The 17,476-nt window shown below is 48.8% G+C and carries 13 protein-coding genes and 1 pseudogene; 4 read left to right on the top strand and 10 right to left on the bottom strand.

The window, feature by feature from the left end; translation table 11 throughout:
- Window positions 1–20: 20 nt before the first annotated feature.
- The 9 genes and pseudogenes from DW965_RS08050 to DW965_RS08015 form a co-directional block, all read right to left on the bottom strand.
- Window positions 21–1,487, bottom strand: coding sequence for an ABC transporter ATP-binding protein (locus DW965_RS08050; RefSeq protein ID WP_119198242.1), 1,467 nt, complete (start codon window positions 1,485–1,487; stop codon window positions 21–23).
- A complete protein-coding gene (locus tag DW965_RS18955; RefSeq protein ID WP_147398777.1) occupies window positions 1,406–1,840 on the bottom strand; it encodes a hypothetical protein in 435 nt (144 codons plus the stop codon). Before DW965_RS18955 ends, DW965_RS08050 begins: the two co-directional genes overlap by 82 nt.
- Complete coding sequence (locus DW965_RS08045; RefSeq protein ID WP_119198241.1) at window positions 1,840–3,642, bottom strand: ABC transporter ATP-binding protein; 1,803 nt, start codon at window positions 3,640–3,642, stop codon at window positions 1,840–1,842. Before DW965_RS08045 ends, DW965_RS18955 begins: the two co-directional genes overlap by 1 nt.
- Window positions 3,643–3,826: 184 nt before the next feature.
- On the bottom strand, window positions 3,827–4,486 hold the full coding sequence (locus DW965_RS08040; protein ID WP_055219159.1) for a sensor histidine kinase: 660 nt from the start codon (window positions 4,484–4,486) through the stop codon (window positions 3,827–3,829).
- A 51-nt stretch (window positions 4,487–4,537) separates the two neighbouring features.
- Window positions 4,538–5,278: a LytR/AlgR family response regulator transcription factor gene (locus DW965_RS08035; protein ID WP_119198240.1), complete on the bottom strand. Its 741-nt coding sequence runs from the start codon at window positions 5,276–5,278 to the stop codon at window positions 4,538–4,540.
- 1 nt (window position 5,279) lies between these two features.
- A complete protein-coding gene (locus tag DW965_RS08030; protein WP_055219163.1) occupies window positions 5,280–6,185 on the bottom strand; it encodes an alpha/beta hydrolase in 906 nt (301 codons plus the stop codon).
- Between the two features lie 60 nt (window positions 6,186–6,245).
- A pseudogene (locus DW965_RS22095) lies at window positions 6,246–7,633 on the bottom strand (alanine/glycine:cation symporter family protein).
- Between the two features lie 201 nt (window positions 7,634–7,834).
- Window positions 7,835–9,229 (bottom strand): magnesium transporter, encoded by a 1,395-nt coding sequence (mgtE, locus tag DW965_RS08020; protein WP_022461398.1) that lies wholly within the window; start codon window positions 9,227–9,229, stop codon window positions 7,835–7,837.
- Window positions 9,230–9,649: 420 nt separating this feature from the next.
- Window positions 9,650–10,051, bottom strand: coding sequence for a GGDEF domain-containing protein (locus tag DW965_RS08015; RefSeq protein WP_256372851.1), 402 nt, complete (start codon window positions 10,049–10,051; stop codon window positions 9,650–9,652).
- A 248-nt stretch (window positions 10,052–10,299) separates the two neighbouring features.
- Between DW965_RS08015 and DW965_RS08010 the strand changes: the two genes are divergently transcribed.
- Together DW965_RS08010 and DW965_RS08005 are read left to right on the top strand one after the other, a co-directional pair.
- Window positions 10,300–10,995: a response regulator transcription factor gene (locus DW965_RS08010; protein ID WP_022461396.1), complete on the top strand. Its 696-nt coding sequence runs from the start codon at window positions 10,300–10,302 to the stop codon at window positions 10,993–10,995.
- Between the two features lie 16 nt (window positions 10,996–11,011).
- A complete protein-coding gene (locus DW965_RS08005; protein ID WP_119198238.1) occupies window positions 11,012–13,690 on the top strand; it encodes a sensor histidine kinase in 2,679 nt (892 codons plus the stop codon).
- A 104-nt stretch (window positions 13,691–13,794) separates the two neighbouring features.
- On the opposite strand, the gene DW965_RS08000 is transcribed toward DW965_RS08005, so the two are convergent.
- Window positions 13,795–14,610 carry a YesL family protein gene (locus DW965_RS08000; protein ID WP_243036514.1) on the bottom strand — a complete coding sequence of 272 codons (816 nt, stop codon included), beginning with the start codon at window positions 14,608–14,610 and terminating at the stop codon, window positions 13,795–13,797.
- A 349-nt stretch (window positions 14,611–14,959) separates the two neighbouring features.
- On the opposite strand from DW965_RS08000, the gene DW965_RS07995 reads away from it, so the two are divergent.
- A complete protein-coding gene (locus DW965_RS07995; RefSeq protein WP_055219170.1) occupies window positions 14,960–16,072 on the top strand; it encodes an ABC transporter ATP-binding protein in 1,113 nt (370 codons plus the stop codon).
- A 196-nt stretch (window positions 16,073–16,268) separates the two neighbouring features.
- Window positions 16,269–17,360 carry a PucR family transcriptional regulator gene (locus DW965_RS07990; RefSeq protein ID WP_117762063.1) on the top strand — a complete coding sequence of 364 codons (1,092 nt, stop codon included), beginning with the start codon at window positions 16,269–16,271 and terminating at the stop codon, window positions 17,358–17,360.
- Window positions 17,361–17,476: the final 116 nt, after the last annotated feature.

Genomic DNA, 17,476 nt, shown 5'->3' with positions numbered 1-17,476 from the left:
GGGGACGGGAGGGTGAGGACTCAGGTGTAGTATTGGGCCTGGGTTTCGTAAAGATTGGCGTAGATGCCGTGGTTTGCGAGGAGGGTGTCGTGGGTTCCGTCTTCGGCGATGCGGCCGTGGTCGAGGACGATGATGCGGTCGCAGAATTTGCAGCTGCTCATGCGGTGGGAGATGTAGACAGCGGTTTTGCCGGCGGTCATCTGGCTGAACTGTTCGTAGATTTCAGCCTCAGCGATCGGGTCGAGGGCTGCGGTCGGCTCGTCGAGGATGACGAACGGGGCATCCTTGTAGAGGGCGCGGGCGATGGCGGTGCGCTGGGCCTCGCCGCCGGAAAGGTCGACACCGGAGCCGTTGTTGTTGTAAAGGCGGGTGCGGACGCCCTGCGGGAGTTGCTGTACACGGTCGGTGAGACCGACTTTTGCAAGAGAGGATTGCAAAGCAGCTTCATCAATCTCGGTTCCGGCGGCGATGTTTTCGTCGAGCGGGAGGGAAAACAGGTGGAAATCCTGGAAAACGACGGAGAATGCCTGTGTGTACTCTTTGTAGCTATATTTGCGGATGTCAATGCCATTCAGGGTGATGTAACCTGAAGTTGGCTCATACAGGCGGCAGAGCAGCTTGATGAGTGTTGTCTTTCCGGCTCCGTTACGGCCAACGAGGGCGGTTTTTTCGCCGACGGCAAAGGACAGTGTCACATGTTCGAGTACCGGAATATTCGTACCGGGATAAGAGAATGAGACATCGTGGAACGCAAATTCGTACTGGCCGTCGTCGCGTTTCTCAATCGGCAGTGTACCGTCGTAGGCCATAGACGGCTGCGCAATGAAATCCTCATAGGTCGAGAGATAGGAATTGATATAGTCGAACTCCGATCCGGTTGCGAGAAATGTCTGAAGATCACTCATGGCGCGTGTCACGGAACCGGCATACAGAAGAACATCCCCAATGGGGAGAACGCCGTACAGAGCCCTGGCGCCGATCACAAGGTACGCAGCGAAATTGGAAAGGAGCGAAAGCAGCGCGTTTTTTCCGTCTGTGATGGCGGAGAAGCGGGCGAAGTCGAGGTACATCGGCAGAAAGTGTTCCATGGCTTTTCCAAACTGTACGTCGAGAAAATGATCGAGATGACCGATGCGGATATCGTCCGCGCGCCGTTCTTCAAGCATCACATTAACGAGATAATTGGCAACCGAGTTGGAATGGTCGTTGCCCTGGTTCAGCTCTATCTTTTTCTGCGTACTCCTGCGGTTGATGCGGGAGGAAAGTGCAAGCTGCACACCACAGAGCAGGAGCAGTGCAAGCATCGAAAACGACGAGGTGAAAAAGTTATTCCTGCTGCTGTCGGACAGAAGAAACAGACGGAGCAGGAAAAACAGGGCATAGAGAACCGAGAGCAGGGAAGTGATCAGCGTATGAATGACAATGAGCTGGTCACCCACATTTCCCGATCCCATGGAGGAGACGTTGGTGCGCCGGATGGCATCCATCGTCTCTGTTTTTCGAATTTCTCAAACTCCAGCTCCAGCGCCTTTGCGGTGATTTTCTGTTCCGTGCGTGCAAGACAGAGTTCTTTTTGGCCGTCGAGATACTGACGGCAGATTTTTTCAAACAATCCCAGCCCATACTGCGTAAGCAGAAAGACGACAACAGTATACAGACAGGCGCGGTACGACTTTGCAAGCAGTAAATTCAAAATTCGCGCCGAGAAAAACAAGGAGAAATACGGCAGCGTTGCAGCTGCAAAAGCGCTTCCGAGAAGCCAGAACAGCACGCGGTGATTGCCCTGGCTCACCATAGTTAAAAAGCGGCAGATGGCATGAAACCGTTCTTTCATTTTCATCAGATATCTTCCTCCGTTTCCTGATAATACTGGCTCTGCACCTCAAACATATGCGCATACGATCCGCCAAGGGCAATCAGCTCATCGTGGGTTCCGCATTCTTTGATCTTTCCGTTTTCGAGAAACAGGATCGTATCGCAGAAGCGTGTCGATGCAAGACGGTGCGAGATGAAAAGCGCAGTCTTATTTTTCAGCAGTGTGCTGTAGGTTTCGTACATTTTATTTTCCGAGATTGCATCGAGCGCAGCCGTCGGCTCATCGAGCAGGAGCAGATGGCAATTTTTATAGAGTGCCCGCGCCATCATCAGTTTTTGCATTTCACCGCCGGAAAGCGTAATGCCGTCGTCCGCCATATCCTTGCCAAGATAGGTTTCTTCTTTCTGCGGCAGACTTGCAATTTTTTCCCAGAGTCCGGCGCGGATGAGTGCTTCTCGGCAACGGTTACGATCGGTCTCTTCCAGTGGGGAGCAGCTCACATTTTCTGCAATCGAAAACGAGAGTGCAAACGGGTCCTGAAAGACCGCCGCGATTGCTTTGTAATACTGTGCCGGATTCAGACTGCCAAGGGGAATGCCGTTGATGGTGATATTCCCTTCCGTTGGCTGATATAGCCCGCAGATCAGCTTGACAATGGTGGATTTTCCGGCGCCGTTGATGCCGACAAGTGCCGTATGCTCGCCCGCATGGAGTGTAAAACTGACATCATCGAGGATCCTTTTATCGCCGCCCGGATGGGAAAACGAGACGTGGGAAAAGCAGATTTCCAGCGGTTTTTCTTCCGCAAGTTCCGGCCGGAACGGCAGCGTGTGGCCTGCAGGGAACGGGAGATCGAAGAATTCCCGCAGCCAGCGGATCTGCTCGAGACAGAGCACGGATTTGGAGAGCGCGGCGGTGATCTCGTTAAAATATGAAGAAAAACCGGAGACGGCACCGAGCGCAAGCACAAAGCCGGATACGGTCATCGTGCCGTGGGATAGACGGTAAATCAGAAAGCCATAGCAGATTCCGTCGCGCAGAAGCTGTAGTGTAAGTGTCAGCAGATCATTTGCAAAGTAGGCGCTGCGGATGCGGAACAGAATTTTCTGATACCGCTTGTTGAGCTGGCGATAAACACCATCGAGCCATCCGTTCAGCTGATACAGACGGATATCCTTTCCGGCGGATGTGTTGTACGACTGTTTCTGGAAATAGCGCTGCGATACTTCAATTTCAGACAGATCGTCTCTGCGGCGGACTTCGTAAGAAGCCGCGCGGCGGTAGCTGAGAAACTGCAGAACCGAGAGCACAAGCAGCAGAAGAATGATAGCCGGATGGACGGTTCCGATCAGTCCTGCGTAGAGAATCAGCCCAAGAAACGAAGAATAAATTGTGACATCGTATCGGAACATGCCTTCCACGCCGACCCAGTTGCTGCAGGTGGCTCCGACGGCTTTTTCGGCGAGCTGCAGCGTTTTTGGTTCTGTCAGAACCGCATAATCTATCTGCATGAAATGACAGAGAAGGCGGCGCGTAAAAAAGCCGGTCCGGAATTCGGTATACTGCCAGGTGTTCCGCGATTGCAGAAAGGTGTGGCTGACAAAAACAACGGCATAGCAAAGAAAGAGAACGAGCGTTCCAAGTGCAAATCCGGAAAAGCCGCTGCTCTGTTCCAGAAACAGGAGAATCCCGGCAGGAAGCAGAATCCCGAAAAAGCCGGTGAGCACCTGTGAGACGATTTCGAGTGCCTGAAAGAGAAACGGCTTTTTGCTGTAATGCCACAGCTCCCGATGAATATAAATGTAGTTAGACCATAATGAATACATAAAGACCTCCTCTGTCACATGTCTTTCGTGAACTGTAGTTATCCTACCATATTCATGCAAAACACGGGGGAAAAGTACGTAAATGGAACAAAAAAGAACGCGAACAGCAAAAAAAGTGTTCACGTTCTGCAAAATTTTTCTGTAGAATCATCGGACAAAATCAAAAAATTCTGGAAAGAGCTTTTTACAGCGGCAGCATAATCTCCGTCACGAAAACGCCGGGCTCGTTCTGCCGGTTGATATATCCTTCGTACTTTTCCACAACAAGATTGATCCGTTTCAGCCCATGCCCGTGATTTCCGCGCTTCGTGGTGATATACTCGCTGTCCAGCTTCCGCACAGTATCCTTTGTTGCATTCGTAACGGAAATATACAGCTGGTTTTTCAGCACACCAATATAAAGCCGGATATAGGGATCCGCAAGGCCCTCACATGCTTCCACCGCATTGTCAATCAGATTTCCGATCAGCGCGCAGAGATCAATATCACTCACCGTAAGATTGGCCGGGCAGGCTGCCTTGTAATCCACGCGGATGCCGTTCTTTTCGGCGAGTGAAATTTTGGAATTTAAAATCGCATCGAGATTCACATTCCCCGAGTCGCAGAGCTGGTTGACCTGATCGAGATCATTTTCGAGCAGCCCGAGATATTCCTGCAGCTTATCATACTGTCCCATCTCAACATATGCCTTCATTGACTGCAGATGATTGTGGTAATCATGGCGCCAGCCGCGCATTGTCAGATAGATATTCTGCACTTCCTCGACCTGGCGGGCGAGAAGCTGGTTCTGGTATTCGATATTTTTGCGTTCCAGATAATGGGATAAAAAAGGAATGTGCGCCATGAAACATCACCTCGGTTCGTTCGGAATTGGAAATTAAAAAATGCAAAACCTTTAAAACGCATTCGGCCGGTAAAACTGCAGGAATGCCTGGTTGAGTGATGCATAGCATCCGCGGCTGACCGGAATTTTTGTTCCGTCCGACAAGAGACATTCCGTCCGCGTGATCCGCTCCACATGAGCGAGATTCACAAGATAACTCCGGTGTGCGGCCGCAAAACATTCCCCCGTCTCACCAGAAGCCTGCCATGCGGCAGAAAGTTCTTCGCGGAACTCCGACAGATTTTTCTTAAAAGTTTCCATTCCGGCGGCTGTATGCAGCGTCAGATAATGATTATCGGATTCCACAAAAAGCAGGTCGGAGAGAAACAGCTTCTGCGTCTCCCCGCCAAGTGAAAGCAGCAGATGCGGCTTTTCCTGTCCGCGCATCGCCTGCAGCTCCTCGAGCAGCGGAAACAGTGTATCCTCTGTCACCGGCTTTAAGAGATACCGGAACGCCTGCACCTCATATCCTTCGAAAACATATTCTTTATGATTCGTCAGAAAGAGAATCGGCACCTCACTGTCCGTTTCACGGATTTTCCGCGCCAGCGCCATGCCGTCCATTCCGCCGAGATCAATATCGAGAAAGATGAGATCAAACGGATACGAGCCGGGATACTGGAACAGAAAAGCGGCGGAGTCTGAAAAGGCTTCCACGGTCAGAGGAAGCCTTTTTCGCTCCGCAAAGGTGCGGAGCAGCAGTTCCATCCGGGAACGCTGCGCCGGTTCATCTTCGCAGTAAGCAATTCTCATGTTATTCACCCAAACATTTTTTGAAGAAGTTATCGTAAACGGTAATCATTTCCTCGGTCCAGAATGCGGCACCGCCGTGGTCTGCGCCGCGAAGAAGATACAGCTGTACATCTTTTCCGGCATCCTTTAATGCGTGGTAGAGATCGACACTCTGCTGGCAGAACACCATCGTGTCCTTGGTGCCGTGTGCGATCAGCATCGGCGGGAAATCCTCGTTCACGTATGTTTTGGAGCAGGCTGCCTTAGCCTCCTCAAGATGCTCGGTAATGTCATAGCCCATCAGCATGCCCTCCGGGCTGTCTGGTTTCTGATGGTTCAGCGTTATCGGATAGCCGTACGGCAGTGTCACATCAACAGCTCCGTACAGATCGATAATACCGCATACCTCGCAGCTTTCCTCATTGATCGGCTCGTCAAGTTTTCCGCTCTTTGCGGTCATGCCGGCAACGGAAGAAACCTGTCCGCCGGAAGAATCTCCCATCAGGAACATCTGCGATGGATTCAGCTTGTATTCCTCCGCATGCGCACGCAGAAAACGTACCGCATTTTTTGCGTCGATGATCTGCGCTGGGAAATGTGCGATTCCGCTGTGACGGTATTCGACGATTGCAACAACGTAGCCGCGCTGCGCCAGACGGGCGATCATGCCGACCTTCTGGTAGACATACTGTTTCATCCAGGCGGATCCCTGAATAAATGTGATGCACGGCCAGGTGCGCTCCGGGTGCGCCATCTGGAATGGTGTGAAAATTTCCAGATGAAGATTGTGCGCCTCGTCGTAGACAACTTCATGCGCATAGCGGATCTCAATTTCCTCTCCGGTCACCGGAATTTCCACGGCGCCGTCTACCGCGTCTGTGTAGTCCGGCATTGTCTCATACGTGTAGTTTGATGGTTCAATGATCATGTGTAAAAACCTCCTTTTTCAAAAACCCATTTTTCGGTCCGAAACAGCAATCCACAGGATTTACGATTTCTTCGACTCCTCATATGATTTTAACTCGGAAAGTGCCTCCCCGGCAAGCGGATACAGTGCAATAATGTTGAAAATTGTCATCAGCCCGATACCGACATCACCGAGATCCCACACAAATGTGTAAGCGGCAATACCGCCGATAAACAGCATTACAAGTGCAAGAACCTTGTAAGCGGTCTGGAAACACCACTTGTCACCGAACAGGTAGGCAACGTTGCTTCTGGCATAGAACAAAATGCCGAGGAACGTGGAAAAGCTGAACAAAAACAGCGTAAGTGCAATGAAAATCACACCGAATTTTCCCAGATGATACTGCATGGCGGTCTGCAAGAGATCCATGCCGGAAAGGCCATTAATCAGATCCTTTGGTGCAAGCAGCATAATCATTGCGGTGCAGCTGCAGATGACGATTGTGTCAACAAAAACGCCGAGCGCCTGTACAAGGCCTGCTTTGGCCGGGCGGTCACATTCTGCGGCGGCAGCGGCGCATGGAGCGGAGCCGGAACCGGCTTCATTCGAAAACAGACCACGCTTTACACCGTTCATCAGAACAGCACCAAAACCGCCGGCTGCCATCTGACGAAGTCCGAAGGCTTCCTCAAAAATGCGTGCAAACACAGAAGGAATCTGACGGAGGTTGACTGCGATGATAAACAGTGTGATAAAGAAATAGCAGACTGCCATGACAGGAACTATAAAATCCAGCACCTTTACGGTTGCATTTTTCCGCAGTACGATGATTGCAGAAAGAATCACCAGCATGATACTGGTGTAAAGCGGCGGAATGGAAAATGCATTTTTAAAAGAAGAAGCCACGGAGTTGCTGATTACCTGACTGATACCGCACCAGCAGACCAGACCGGCAATGGCAAACAGAACAGCCGGCAGAACGTATCGTTTTTTCTTCTTGAGGTGGTCTTCAACCAGATCGTGAATGTAGTAGCAGGACCGCCGCGGTAGCCGCCGTACAGAGGATCTTCTTCTTTGTGAAGCTGTGCGAGCGTAGCTTCGATAAACGCGGTAGACGAGCCGATGATAGCCGTCACCCACATCCAGAACACAGCACCTGCGCCTCCGGCGGAGACTGCAGCGACAACGCCGACCAGATTTCCCATACCGACACGCGTTGCGGTGGAAACGATCAGTGTCTGAAAAGAAGAAAGGCTGCTTTTTTCATTTTTCTTTTCCGACAGGGCACGGATCATGTCCGGGAACAGACGGATAGGAAGAAAACGTGTCCGGATCGTAAAATAGATGCCGGTTGGGATCAGCAGAAGAATCAAAAGGGAGATTCCGAGACTGCCGCCGCCCGGGAGCGGAATCGTAAAAAGATCGCCCCAGAGAAAGTTGTAGACTGTGGTGATGAGATTGACAATCATGTTTTCAAAAACCCTCATTTCAAAATATTTGCGGCACTGTGAAACGTCAAAGCATAAAAGCACCGTTACCTGCTATTATATCGGTTTCTGTTTGGAATGTAAAGAAGGGAAGAGAAAAGATAAGAGGCAAATATCAGCTTTTTCCGAAACCAGAAAAAGTTGATATCTGCCTCTTAAAAATTTTTCAGTCGTATCAAAAGATCAGCCTGCGAGATGCAGCATCTCGATCAGGAACAGCCAGCTCAGGCCATAGAATGTAACGACAGCGACAAGGTCGTTGACCGTCGTGATGAGCGGACCGGAAGCAACCGCCGGATCGATGTGGATCTTTTTGAAGAACAGCGGAATGCAGGTGCCGACGGCACTGGAAATCAGCATTGCCAGCAGCAGTGCGATGCCGATGCAGGCGGAAACGGAAAATGCGAACATCATGGTCTTTCCCTTGAATAAGAAGATGAAAAGTCCGATGACAGCAAAGGACAGAACACCAAGCAGAAGACCATTGCAGAAACCGATGCGCATTTCCTTGAAAACAAGCTGTAATTTCTGTTTTCCGGTCAGGGACTCATCCATCAGGACACGGATGGTAACAGCCAGGGACTGGGTACCAACGTTTCCGGCCATGTCAAGGATCAGGGACTGGAAGGTCATGATGATCGGAAGGGTTGTGACAACCTGTTCGAAAATACCGACTACAGAAGAAACCAGCATGCCAAGACCGAGCAGGATGATCAGCCATGGAAGACGTTTTTTCATACTGTCTTTTAACGGCTCTTTTAAATCCTCCTCTGCGGTCAGACCTGCGAACATCGCGTAGTCCTCACCCATCTCATCATCAACCAGGTCGATGATGTTTGATGATGTGATGACACCGAGCAGGCGGTTGTCATTGTCGAGGACCGGAATAGAATCCTCGGAATAATCCTTCAGTTCTTCGATACACTCGTTGATCGGCTCCTCTGCATATACGTACGGGTAAGAAGTTACGGTCAGATCCTCGAGCGTCTCGTCGCGTCTTGCGATGATCAGGTTTTTCAGATCGATCGCTCCGTAAAATTTCTGCTGCGCATTGACAACAAAGATGGTAGAGATGTTGTCGTTCTTTGCGGCCTGATCGATCAGGCTGCTCATCGCCTGTTTGACATTCAGATCCTCGCGGATGATGATGCAGTTTGTCGTCATGCGGCTACCGATTTCATCTTCATCGAAGGAGGCGATCATCTCAATATCGTGGCGTACTTCCGGATCGAGCAGTTCGATCAGAAGTTTTTTCTTTGCTTTGTCGAGTTTCTGCAGAACCTCGGCCAGTGCATCGGTCTCCATTTTGGAGAGGATGGAAGCGGCTTTTTTGACATCCATCTCTTCGAGGTACTCGGCTACGTTGTCGGATTCAGCATACTCAAAAATATCGGACAGCATGTCCGTGTCCAGAATGCGGTACAGTTTGCATCGCTCCGGAACCGTTAAAAGCGGCAGAACATCTGCCAGGTCATTTTCGTGGTAATCTTCCAGGCGGCTGCCCATGACAGCCGGAGAAGAGTTACTGCGGATTGTATCCAGGATCTCCTGGGTATAATCCTGTACTCGTTTTTCCATTTTTTCGTTATCCTCCATTCTTTTTTTTGACAGCAGAAAAAAACATGCGTGCTGTCGGTGCGAAAAAGCATGTTGGAACCCTCACAGGGCAGTAAAAGCACACGAAAAAAGAACCAGAGAATTACGTTTCAAAACTGGTTTGGATCATGTGTCTTACTTCGGGTTTTCATAGGATAAGAAGGGAAAATATTTAAGATTAAAGCAGGACAGAAGGATGGCCGTCATCCTGCATATTTTCCGGTTCCCGTCCTATGCTGGTACTTCGCCCATGAGAATCACAACTATCCATTCTGTTCACCTGCCTTTTTTTAGAAATTTTTTGATCAAACAGCCGTTTTTGCCGGTCTGTTTCGCTTGAAATACGGGATTCAAAAATCATCCCTCAAGTATTCTAACTGCTTTCCAGAAAAAAATCAATTCCTATTTTGGTAAAATTTTCGCAACATTCTTATCTCGTTTCTGTTTCTCCTCGTAAAGCATTGCATCCGCATGCGCGAGCATCTCCGGAAGTGTGGAATCCATGTCTTTCGGAAGCAGATAAAAGCCGGTGGAAACGGTAATATTATATGCTTTTTCGCTCGTTCTATTAAAAATGTCGAATGCGGAGTGCAGCGTCCGGTACAGATCCCTGGACATTGTTTCGTCGGAACACGGAACAAGACATGCGAATTCATCGCCGCCGATGCGTCCGCAGACACCGCGTTTGCCGATGGCATCCTGCAGAAACTGTCCGACAAGGCGGATGGAGAAGTCCCCTTCTTCATGCCCGTACCGGTCGTTGATGATCTTTAAATTATTGAGATCCGCATAGACGGCAAGCAGGATGTGCTAAGAAAATAATTGCAATTGTCTAAAAAATGTTTGAGCTCTGAATTCACAGACAAAACTTTATAGAAACTTAAGATTTTCCTTTGCGGACCTAAAGATTCCTTTGGTACAGTAAAGATGAAAACAAAAGACATCTGGCAACTTGAGGGAATTTGCGGTACAATCATCTTTGAATCATGTGGGAGGTCCGGCGCGGAAAAAAAGTGCCGGAAAAGAAAAAATGAAAGGTGGAGAAAGAAGAAATGTACAACATTTTAGTATGTGATGATGATAGAGAGATTGTAGACGCCATTGAGATTTATCTGACCCAGGAGGGCTATCATGTGCTGAAAGCATATGACGGCATGCAGGCCATCCAGATGCTCGAGAGGGAGGAGATTCAGCTGCTGATTATCGACGTCATGATGCCGAAACTGGACGGCATCCGTGCGACGCTGAAAATCAGGGAAAAGAGCAGTATTCCGATCATTATTCTGTCCGCAAAATCAGAGGATGTGGACAAAATTCTGGGACTGAACATCGGCGCGGATGATTACGTGACGAAGCCGTTCAATCCGCTCGAGCTGGTGGCGAGGGTGAAATCTCAGCTGCGGCGCTACACGAAACTTGGAAATCTTCCGGCGGATGACGGAGAAAATGTGTATCAGGTCGGGGGTCTTCTCGTCAACGACGATTTAAAAGAAGTCAGCGTCGAGGGCGAACCAGTCAAACTGACCCCGATCGAATACAATATTCTCCTGTTGCTGGTAAAAAATCCAGGCAAGGTATTTTCGATTGAACAGATCTACGAGAGCATCTGGAACGAGGAGGCGATCGGTGCGGACAACACCGTTGCGGTCCACATCCGTCACATCCGTGAGAAAATCGAAATCAACCCGAAGGAGCCGCGCTATCTGAAAGTTGTATGGGGAATTGGGTATAAGATTGAGAAACAATAATAAGGAGTGAATAATTGTGAAAGAACGAAAACTCTACAGCCTGACGGGGAAGCTGATCGTTTTTCTTCTGCTGATCGTTTTTGCCGCCAGTGCGCTGTTCGGGGGCATTCAGACACTGATGCTTTCCAGCGTCGGCCTGACGCCGAATGCGGCAGCAAAAAAGTATGCGTTTGAAGAAACCACCGCATGCGGCACACTGGTGCAGCGGCAGCTTCATAACGTCATGAGCTACTATAATGATATGAGTAAATTCGGCACAAACGGTCGATACGACGGAACAAAAGAGATTGATTACCGTGCCTTTGCAACCGATGGAGAGGGAAGCGGCGGGATAAGTACAACGTACACCATTGACCAGCTTGTCAAGATGTACGATGACGGCAGCAGCGCAGACCTCAATGAGGTGGCAGCGTATACTGCGGACAATTATGCGACGAACGATGCCGGAATTGACAAAGAAGCCTATCTTGCATACGAAGATGGAACTGACGTGAGCCAGGAAACAGAAGAGACGGATGTAGCCGCACTCACCGAAGAAGTGAGCGCGGCAGATGCAGAGACGTTTGACAGCTTTTCCCCGGACGGCGAGGTCTACTTTCCTTCCGATAATGCAGTGAAAAGCCTGAAAGAGAAAAAAATTGATCCTGCTGATGTTTCCTCCCAGTTTTTGTATCTATACGATCAGGGAATGAGCCTGGAAACGCAGAAAACGAAAGCGGGAACGTACCTCTATGAGTACGCGGCGGCAAATCTGAAAAAGGTATCCATCCGCGATCTGTATATGACACTTTCCGGGGTCACGGAAGAAGTTGCTGCTTTTAAAAACCAGGAGAGCGGCATCAGCGTCGATGCGGACGATGACAATCTCTGGTACTGTCTGGAGGATAAAGAAGGAAATATCTATACGAATGTGGATTCCTGGAAAAATGGTTACACAATAGCCATTGCGCAGAAATCGCCCTATCCGTTCGCCTTTGCTGTTGACCGGACCGGCGGTGCCGACAAAGTCCGTTCTTATGCAACAAGAAAAAACAGCCCGGCCGTGGAAGCAGCGAGAAGCTATCTACTGAACAATCAGATTGCAGATAATTATCAGAAGATCTTTGTTGCACTGGATCCGGATCTGGCAGCAAGCGACTATTTCTCCCAGTACAGTGAGATCTACAGCCAGTGGCTTCCGAAAATGCAGCTCCTTCTTCTGATGATTGCAGTTGGCGGAATCGGAACGCTGGTCTGCCTGGTCCTGTTCACACTGCAGGCAGGAAGAAATGGAAAAAACAAAGAAATCCGCCTTTACTTTTTCGATCAGTGGTACACGGAAATCGCAGCTGCAGCCGCCATCCTGATTGTGATGGGAGCAGTTGGAATCGTTGCTGTCTGCATCGAACTTTCCTACGGCGGCGTTCATTATATCCAGAATTTTGACGGAAACTACATCTACAGCGGATCCTATGGAAATGAAGCAGATACATGGCGAAGCCTGGTGGCCGCATCGGGCATCCTCGCCGGATTTCTGATCACACTGATTCCGTACTGCTCACTGGTGCGCCGGATCAAAGCACGCAACGTCTGGAAACAGTCGTTTTTGTACTGCGTCGGCCACCGGATCGTGTCTGCCGGAAGAACCTTCTATGAAGGCAGACAGGAGTCGGAGCGAACGATCCTTATGTTCTGCGTTTTCTGCGGCGTGCAGATCATTCTCTGCTGCGGCTTCGGAATGTTCGGCGTATTCCTTACCCTGGTGATGGATGCCGCAGTGCTGCTTCTTCTGCTGCGCGAGGCATCCGGAAGAAAACAGATTGAACATGGCTTAAAAGAGATTGCTGCGGGCGATCTGGATTACAAGATTGACCTGACGGAGCTGCAGGGGGAAGACAACCTTCAGCTTGCCGGAATTGTCAATTCGCTCGGAGAGGGAATGAAAGCGGCAGTGCAGGAGCAGATGAAGAGCGAGCGCTTAAAAGCGGATCTGATCACCAACGTATCCCACGATATCAAGACACCGCTTACTTCTATTATTAATTATGTCGATCTACTGAAACGGGAAAATATTGAAAACGAGAAAGCGAAAGATTATATCCGCGTACTCGACGAAAAATCACAGCGCCTGAAACAGCTGACGGAGGACCTTGTCGAGGCATCGAAGATCAGCTCCGGAAATATTAAACTGGAATTCATGAACCTGAACCTGAATGAACTGGTACAGCAGGTGAACGGAGAATTTGCGGAGCGGTTCGAAGGCCGCAATCTCGACCTGATCTGTATTCTCCAGCCGGAACCGCTTCTGATCCGTGCGGACAGCCGCCGCATCTGGCGCGTGCTTGAGAACCTGTACGTAAATGTCTGCAAATATGCCATGCCGGGAACACGGGTTTATGTGGATGCCATCAAAAAAGACGGAAAGATTCAGCTCTCGATTAAGAACATTTCCGAGAACCCGCTGAACTTCCAGGCAGATGAACTGACGGAGCGTTTTATCCGCGGCGATGTCAGCCGGAGCACCGAGGGCAGCGGCCTGGGTCTTTCAATCGCAAAGAACCTGACGGTATTGCAGCATGGAAGCTTCAACATTTATCTGGACGGCGACCTGTTCAAGGTTACGATTACGTTTGATGAAGCTGTAAAGGAGAAAAAACCGATGCCTCCGATGATCGTACCGGAAGCGGTACAGGAGGAAGCACAGCAGGATGCCTGAGAAGTGTTGAAAAATAAAAGAGAATAGAAAACGACAACTCCCCGCCGGGAAACACGCAGCAGATGCGGTTCCCGGCGGGGAGTTGTTTATGAAATGCAGTTTATTTATTCGTTTGTTTCGTCTGTTTCTGTCTGTTCAGCCGGGCTTGCAGATTCCTCTTCCGAAGCAGTTTCTGCAGCATCGGTAGTTTCAGCCGGAGCAGCGTCATCGGAACGTTCAGTCAGCGGGCTTGGTCTGTCCATTGCTTCCAGTGCCCGCAAGGATTCTTCTTCCGGTGTCAGAACCTCGTTTTCTTCCTCAGGCATATAGAATGGGAAGATTTTGTTTACGAAGAACCAGGAGCATCCAAGCGCTACCGTGGAAAAGCCCAGAAGGAACATCAGAAGAATCAGATAGCTGACAATCTTTGTCGTGGAGAATACATAGATCAGCAGCGGACAGAGATTGACGAGCAGGATCATGATGGTCCACGGCAGGTGGCGGATTGCCATCAGGATGGAGTTCTTGATCGTGTTTTTTACAGTATTGTCAAAGCGGCTCAGGACCGGGAAAACATAGGACAGTACCATGGCTTCGAAACAGATCAGTACCAGGAAAACAAAACGCAGGTAGGTGATGGCGCCCGGCATTTTCATGACCAGCAAAAGATCGAGAATCAGGACAATCAGAACCGCCAGCAGGATGAGCCAGATAGCAGTTGCCTGCTTGAAGTTTTCACGGAACGATTTCCAGTAGGTACGGAAGATATACGTCTCCTCGTTTTTAATCATCTTCAGGGTGACGTAGTACATTGCTGTGAAGTTTGCGCCGATCGTCACAATCGGGATACACATAATAAGGAAAATAATGTTCAGCATCATCAGGTCGAAGACACGGCCCATAATCTGCGAGAACTTACTGTCCAGGCTAAAAAAACTCATAATTTGTTCCTCTTTTCTGTTGAATTAAGTGTGCCGCCGATTAACGTTCCGGCTGGCAGACATCATAGAAAAGTATAGCGAATTTTTCAGAAAAATGCAATGAAGAGAATATAAACTTTTCGTTTCGTCATTTTGTATAAGAGTGAACATTTTGTTTGTGCAAAGTGGACAGAAGAGAACGGTTCGAGAAAATCCGAAAGCAGAATTGCCAATCTGCCGGAGGAAAGTTTGTGTAATTGTGGCATGGTCGAATGCGGGTAGAAAAGGTATACTAGTCCCATAAGCAAGAGAGATGCAAATGCAAAACTCATAATAAAACGCATGATGTTCATTTAGGGAGGATTCAAAAATGGCAAGTTTATCTTTACAGCACATTACAAAAAGATATCCGAACGGTTTTGAAGCAGTAAAAGACTTCAACCTGGAAATCGCTGACAAAGAGTTTATCATCTTCGTAGGACCATCTGGATGTGGTAAATCTACAACACTTCGTATGATCGCAGGTCTTGAGGAGATCTCCGATGGTACTCTGAAAATTGACGATAAAGTAGTAAACGATGTAGAGCCGAAAGACCGTGATATCGCAATGGTATTCCAGAACTACGCTCTGTATCCGCACATGACCGTATATGATAACATGGCATTCGGTCTGAAACTGAGAAAAGTTCCGAAAGATCAGATCGACAAACAGGTTAAAGAAGCAGCTAAAATCCTTGACCTGGAGAAACTGCTTGACCGTAAACCGAAAGCTCTTTCCGGTGGTCAGAGACAGCGTGTTGCTATGGGACGTGCCATCGTACGTGATCCTAAAGTATTCCTTATGGACGAGCCTCTGTCAAACCTGGATGCAAAACTTCGTGTACAGATGCGTACCGAGATTTCCAAACTGCATGAGAGACTGGGCGCTACCATCATCTACGTAACACATGACCAGACCGAGGCTATGACACTTGGTACCAGAATCGTTGTTATGAAAGACGGAGTTGTTCAGCAGGTAGATACCCCGCAGAACCTGTACAACGCACCGGGCAACCTGTTCGTTGCAGGATTCATCGGATCTCCGCAGATGAACTTCCTGGATGCAAAAGTAAAAGTTAACGGAAACGACGTTACTCTTACTGTTGGTAAATACAACATGAAACTGCCGGCTTCCAAAGCAAAAGCTGTTATCGACGGCGGATATGACGGAAAGACCGTTGTTATGGGTATCCGTCCTGAGAACGTACATGATTCTCAGATGTTCATCGAAACTTCCAAAGACAGCGTAGTTGAGTGCAAGATCAACGTATACGAGCTGTTAGGTGCAGAAGTTTACCTGTACTTCGATTGCGAAGGCTTCCCGATGACAGCCCGCGTAGATCCTCGTACAACTGCAAGAAGCGGTGATACCGTTAAATTTGCTCTGGATATGGAGAAAGTTCATCTGTTCGACAAAGAGACAGAGATCACCATTACCAACTAATCCATATGAACATCAGCGCGTATGCGCAAACATAGAGAAAAGGATCGACATCCGTTCGGATGCCGGTCCTTTTTGCATATGCACCGCCCTCCTTTTGCGAAGCAAAAAATAGTTGCCAATGAGAAAAAAATAAGCTATAGTTATAGATAAGATGCACCCTGGAGTAAAATACGCCAGGAGAAAGGAAGTGGCAGATTTGGTATCAAGTCAGGTATTACAGAAAACCCTTGATGAATTAAGAAATATTACGAGAATTGATTTATGTGTGACGAATACGGATGGTGTTCTGCTGGTGACCACATTCCCGGAAACCGCGATTGATGCAGAAAGCATCCGTTCTTTTGTATTATCCGCTGCGGACAGCCAGATTGTACAGGAATATCATTATTTTAAAGTATATGACAACCAGAATGTGGAGTATATTCTGATTTCTAAAGGAAGCAGCGACGATGCATATATGATCGGAAAGGTTGCCGTATGTGAGATTCAGAATCTTATCATTGCATACAAAGAGCGTCTGGACAAAAACAACTTTATCCAGAACCTTCTTCTCGACAATCTTCTTCTGGTGGATGTCTACAACCGCGCGAAAAAGCTTCGCATCGACACAGATGTACGCCGCGTTGTTTACATGGTAGAGACGAAGCTGGAAAAAGACATCAGCGCACAGGAGACAGTAAAGAGCCTCTTTGCTTCAAGACCGAGAGATTTCATCACCGCAGTCGATGAGAAGAGCATTATCATTGTAAAAGAACTGAAGGATACCGACACCTTCGAGGATATGAACCAGACCGCAAGAATGCTGGTGGATATGCTGAATGCGGAGGCCATGTCCCAGGTGCGCGTTTCCTACGGAAATCCGGTCAACGAGATCAAGAGTGTATCGCGTTCTTACAAAGAGGCGAAGATGGCACTCGAAGTAGGAAAAATTTTCTACGCAGACAAAAACGTGGTACCGTACAACAACCTCGGCATCGGCCGTCTGATCTATCAGCTCCCGATTCCGCTGTGCGAAATGTTTATGACCGAAGTCTTCGGCGAAAATCTGCCGGATACGTTCGATGAGGAAACACTGACCACAATCAATAAATTTTTTGAAAATAACCTGAATGTGTCCGAGACATCCCGTCAGCTCTATGTACACAGAAATACTCTGGTGTACCGTCTGGAGAAGCTCGAGAAGAGCACAGGACTCGACATTCGTAAATTTGACGATGCGCTGACCTTTAAAATTGCCATGATGGTCGTAAGCTACATGACGTATATGAACAACAGCGAAAATCTGTAAAACCGTTCAGAGCCGTACAGGATTGCGGGAGTGCAAAGCACGGAGCAATCCGGGTATCGAAGGGGTCAAAAGACTTTTTGACCCTGACATTTTATCAACAACAAGAGGAGAGGAAC

The organism is Blautia sp. AM47-4, from assembly GCF_003479865.1.
In the GTDB taxonomy this organism is placed as follows: domain Bacteria; phylum Bacillota; class Clostridia; order Lachnospirales; family Lachnospiraceae; genus Fusicatenibacter; species Fusicatenibacter saccharivorans.
Note: the sequence above shows the minus strand (reverse complement) of the source record. Positions and strands in the feature narration are given on the sequence as shown.

Bases quoted from the DNA above. Each gene is read 5' to 3' on its own strand.
- DW965_RS08010 (WP_022461396.1), top strand. From the start codon at position 10,300: ATGTACAACATTTTAGTATGTGATGATGATAGAGAGATTGTAGACGCC.
- DW965_RS18955 (WP_147398777.1), bottom strand. From the start codon at position 1,840: ATGAAAATGAAAGAACGGTTTCATGCCATCTGCCGCTTTTTAACTATG.
- DW965_RS08045 (WP_119198241.1), bottom strand. From the start codon at position 3,642: ATGTATTCATTATGGTCTAACTACATTTATATTCATCGGGAGCTGTGG.
- DW965_RS08030 (WP_055219163.1), bottom strand. From the start codon at position 6,185: ATGATCATTGAACCATCAAACTACACGTATGAGACAATGCCGGACTAC.
- DW965_RS08050 (WP_119198242.1), bottom strand. From the start codon at position 1,487: ATGGATGCCATCCGGCGCACCAACGTCTCCTCCATGGGATCGGGAAAT.
- DW965_RS08000 (WP_243036514.1), bottom strand. From the start codon at position 14,610: ATGAGTTTTTTTAGCCTGGACAGTAAGTTCTCGCAGATTATGGGCCGT.
- DW965_RS08035 (WP_119198240.1), bottom strand. From the start codon at position 5,278: ATGAGAATTGCTTACTGCGAAGATGAACCGGCGCAGCGTTCCCGGATG.
- DW965_RS07995 (WP_055219170.1), top strand. From the start codon at position 14,960: ATGGCAAGTTTATCTTTACAGCACATTACAAAAAGATATCCGAACGGT.
- DW965_RS08040 (WP_055219159.1), bottom strand. From the start codon at position 4,486: ATGGCGCACATTCCTTTTTTATCCCATTATCTGGAACGCAAAAATATC.
- mgtE (WP_022461398.1), bottom strand. From the start codon at position 9,229: ATGGAAAAACGAGTACAGGATTATACCCAGGAGATCCTGGATACAATC.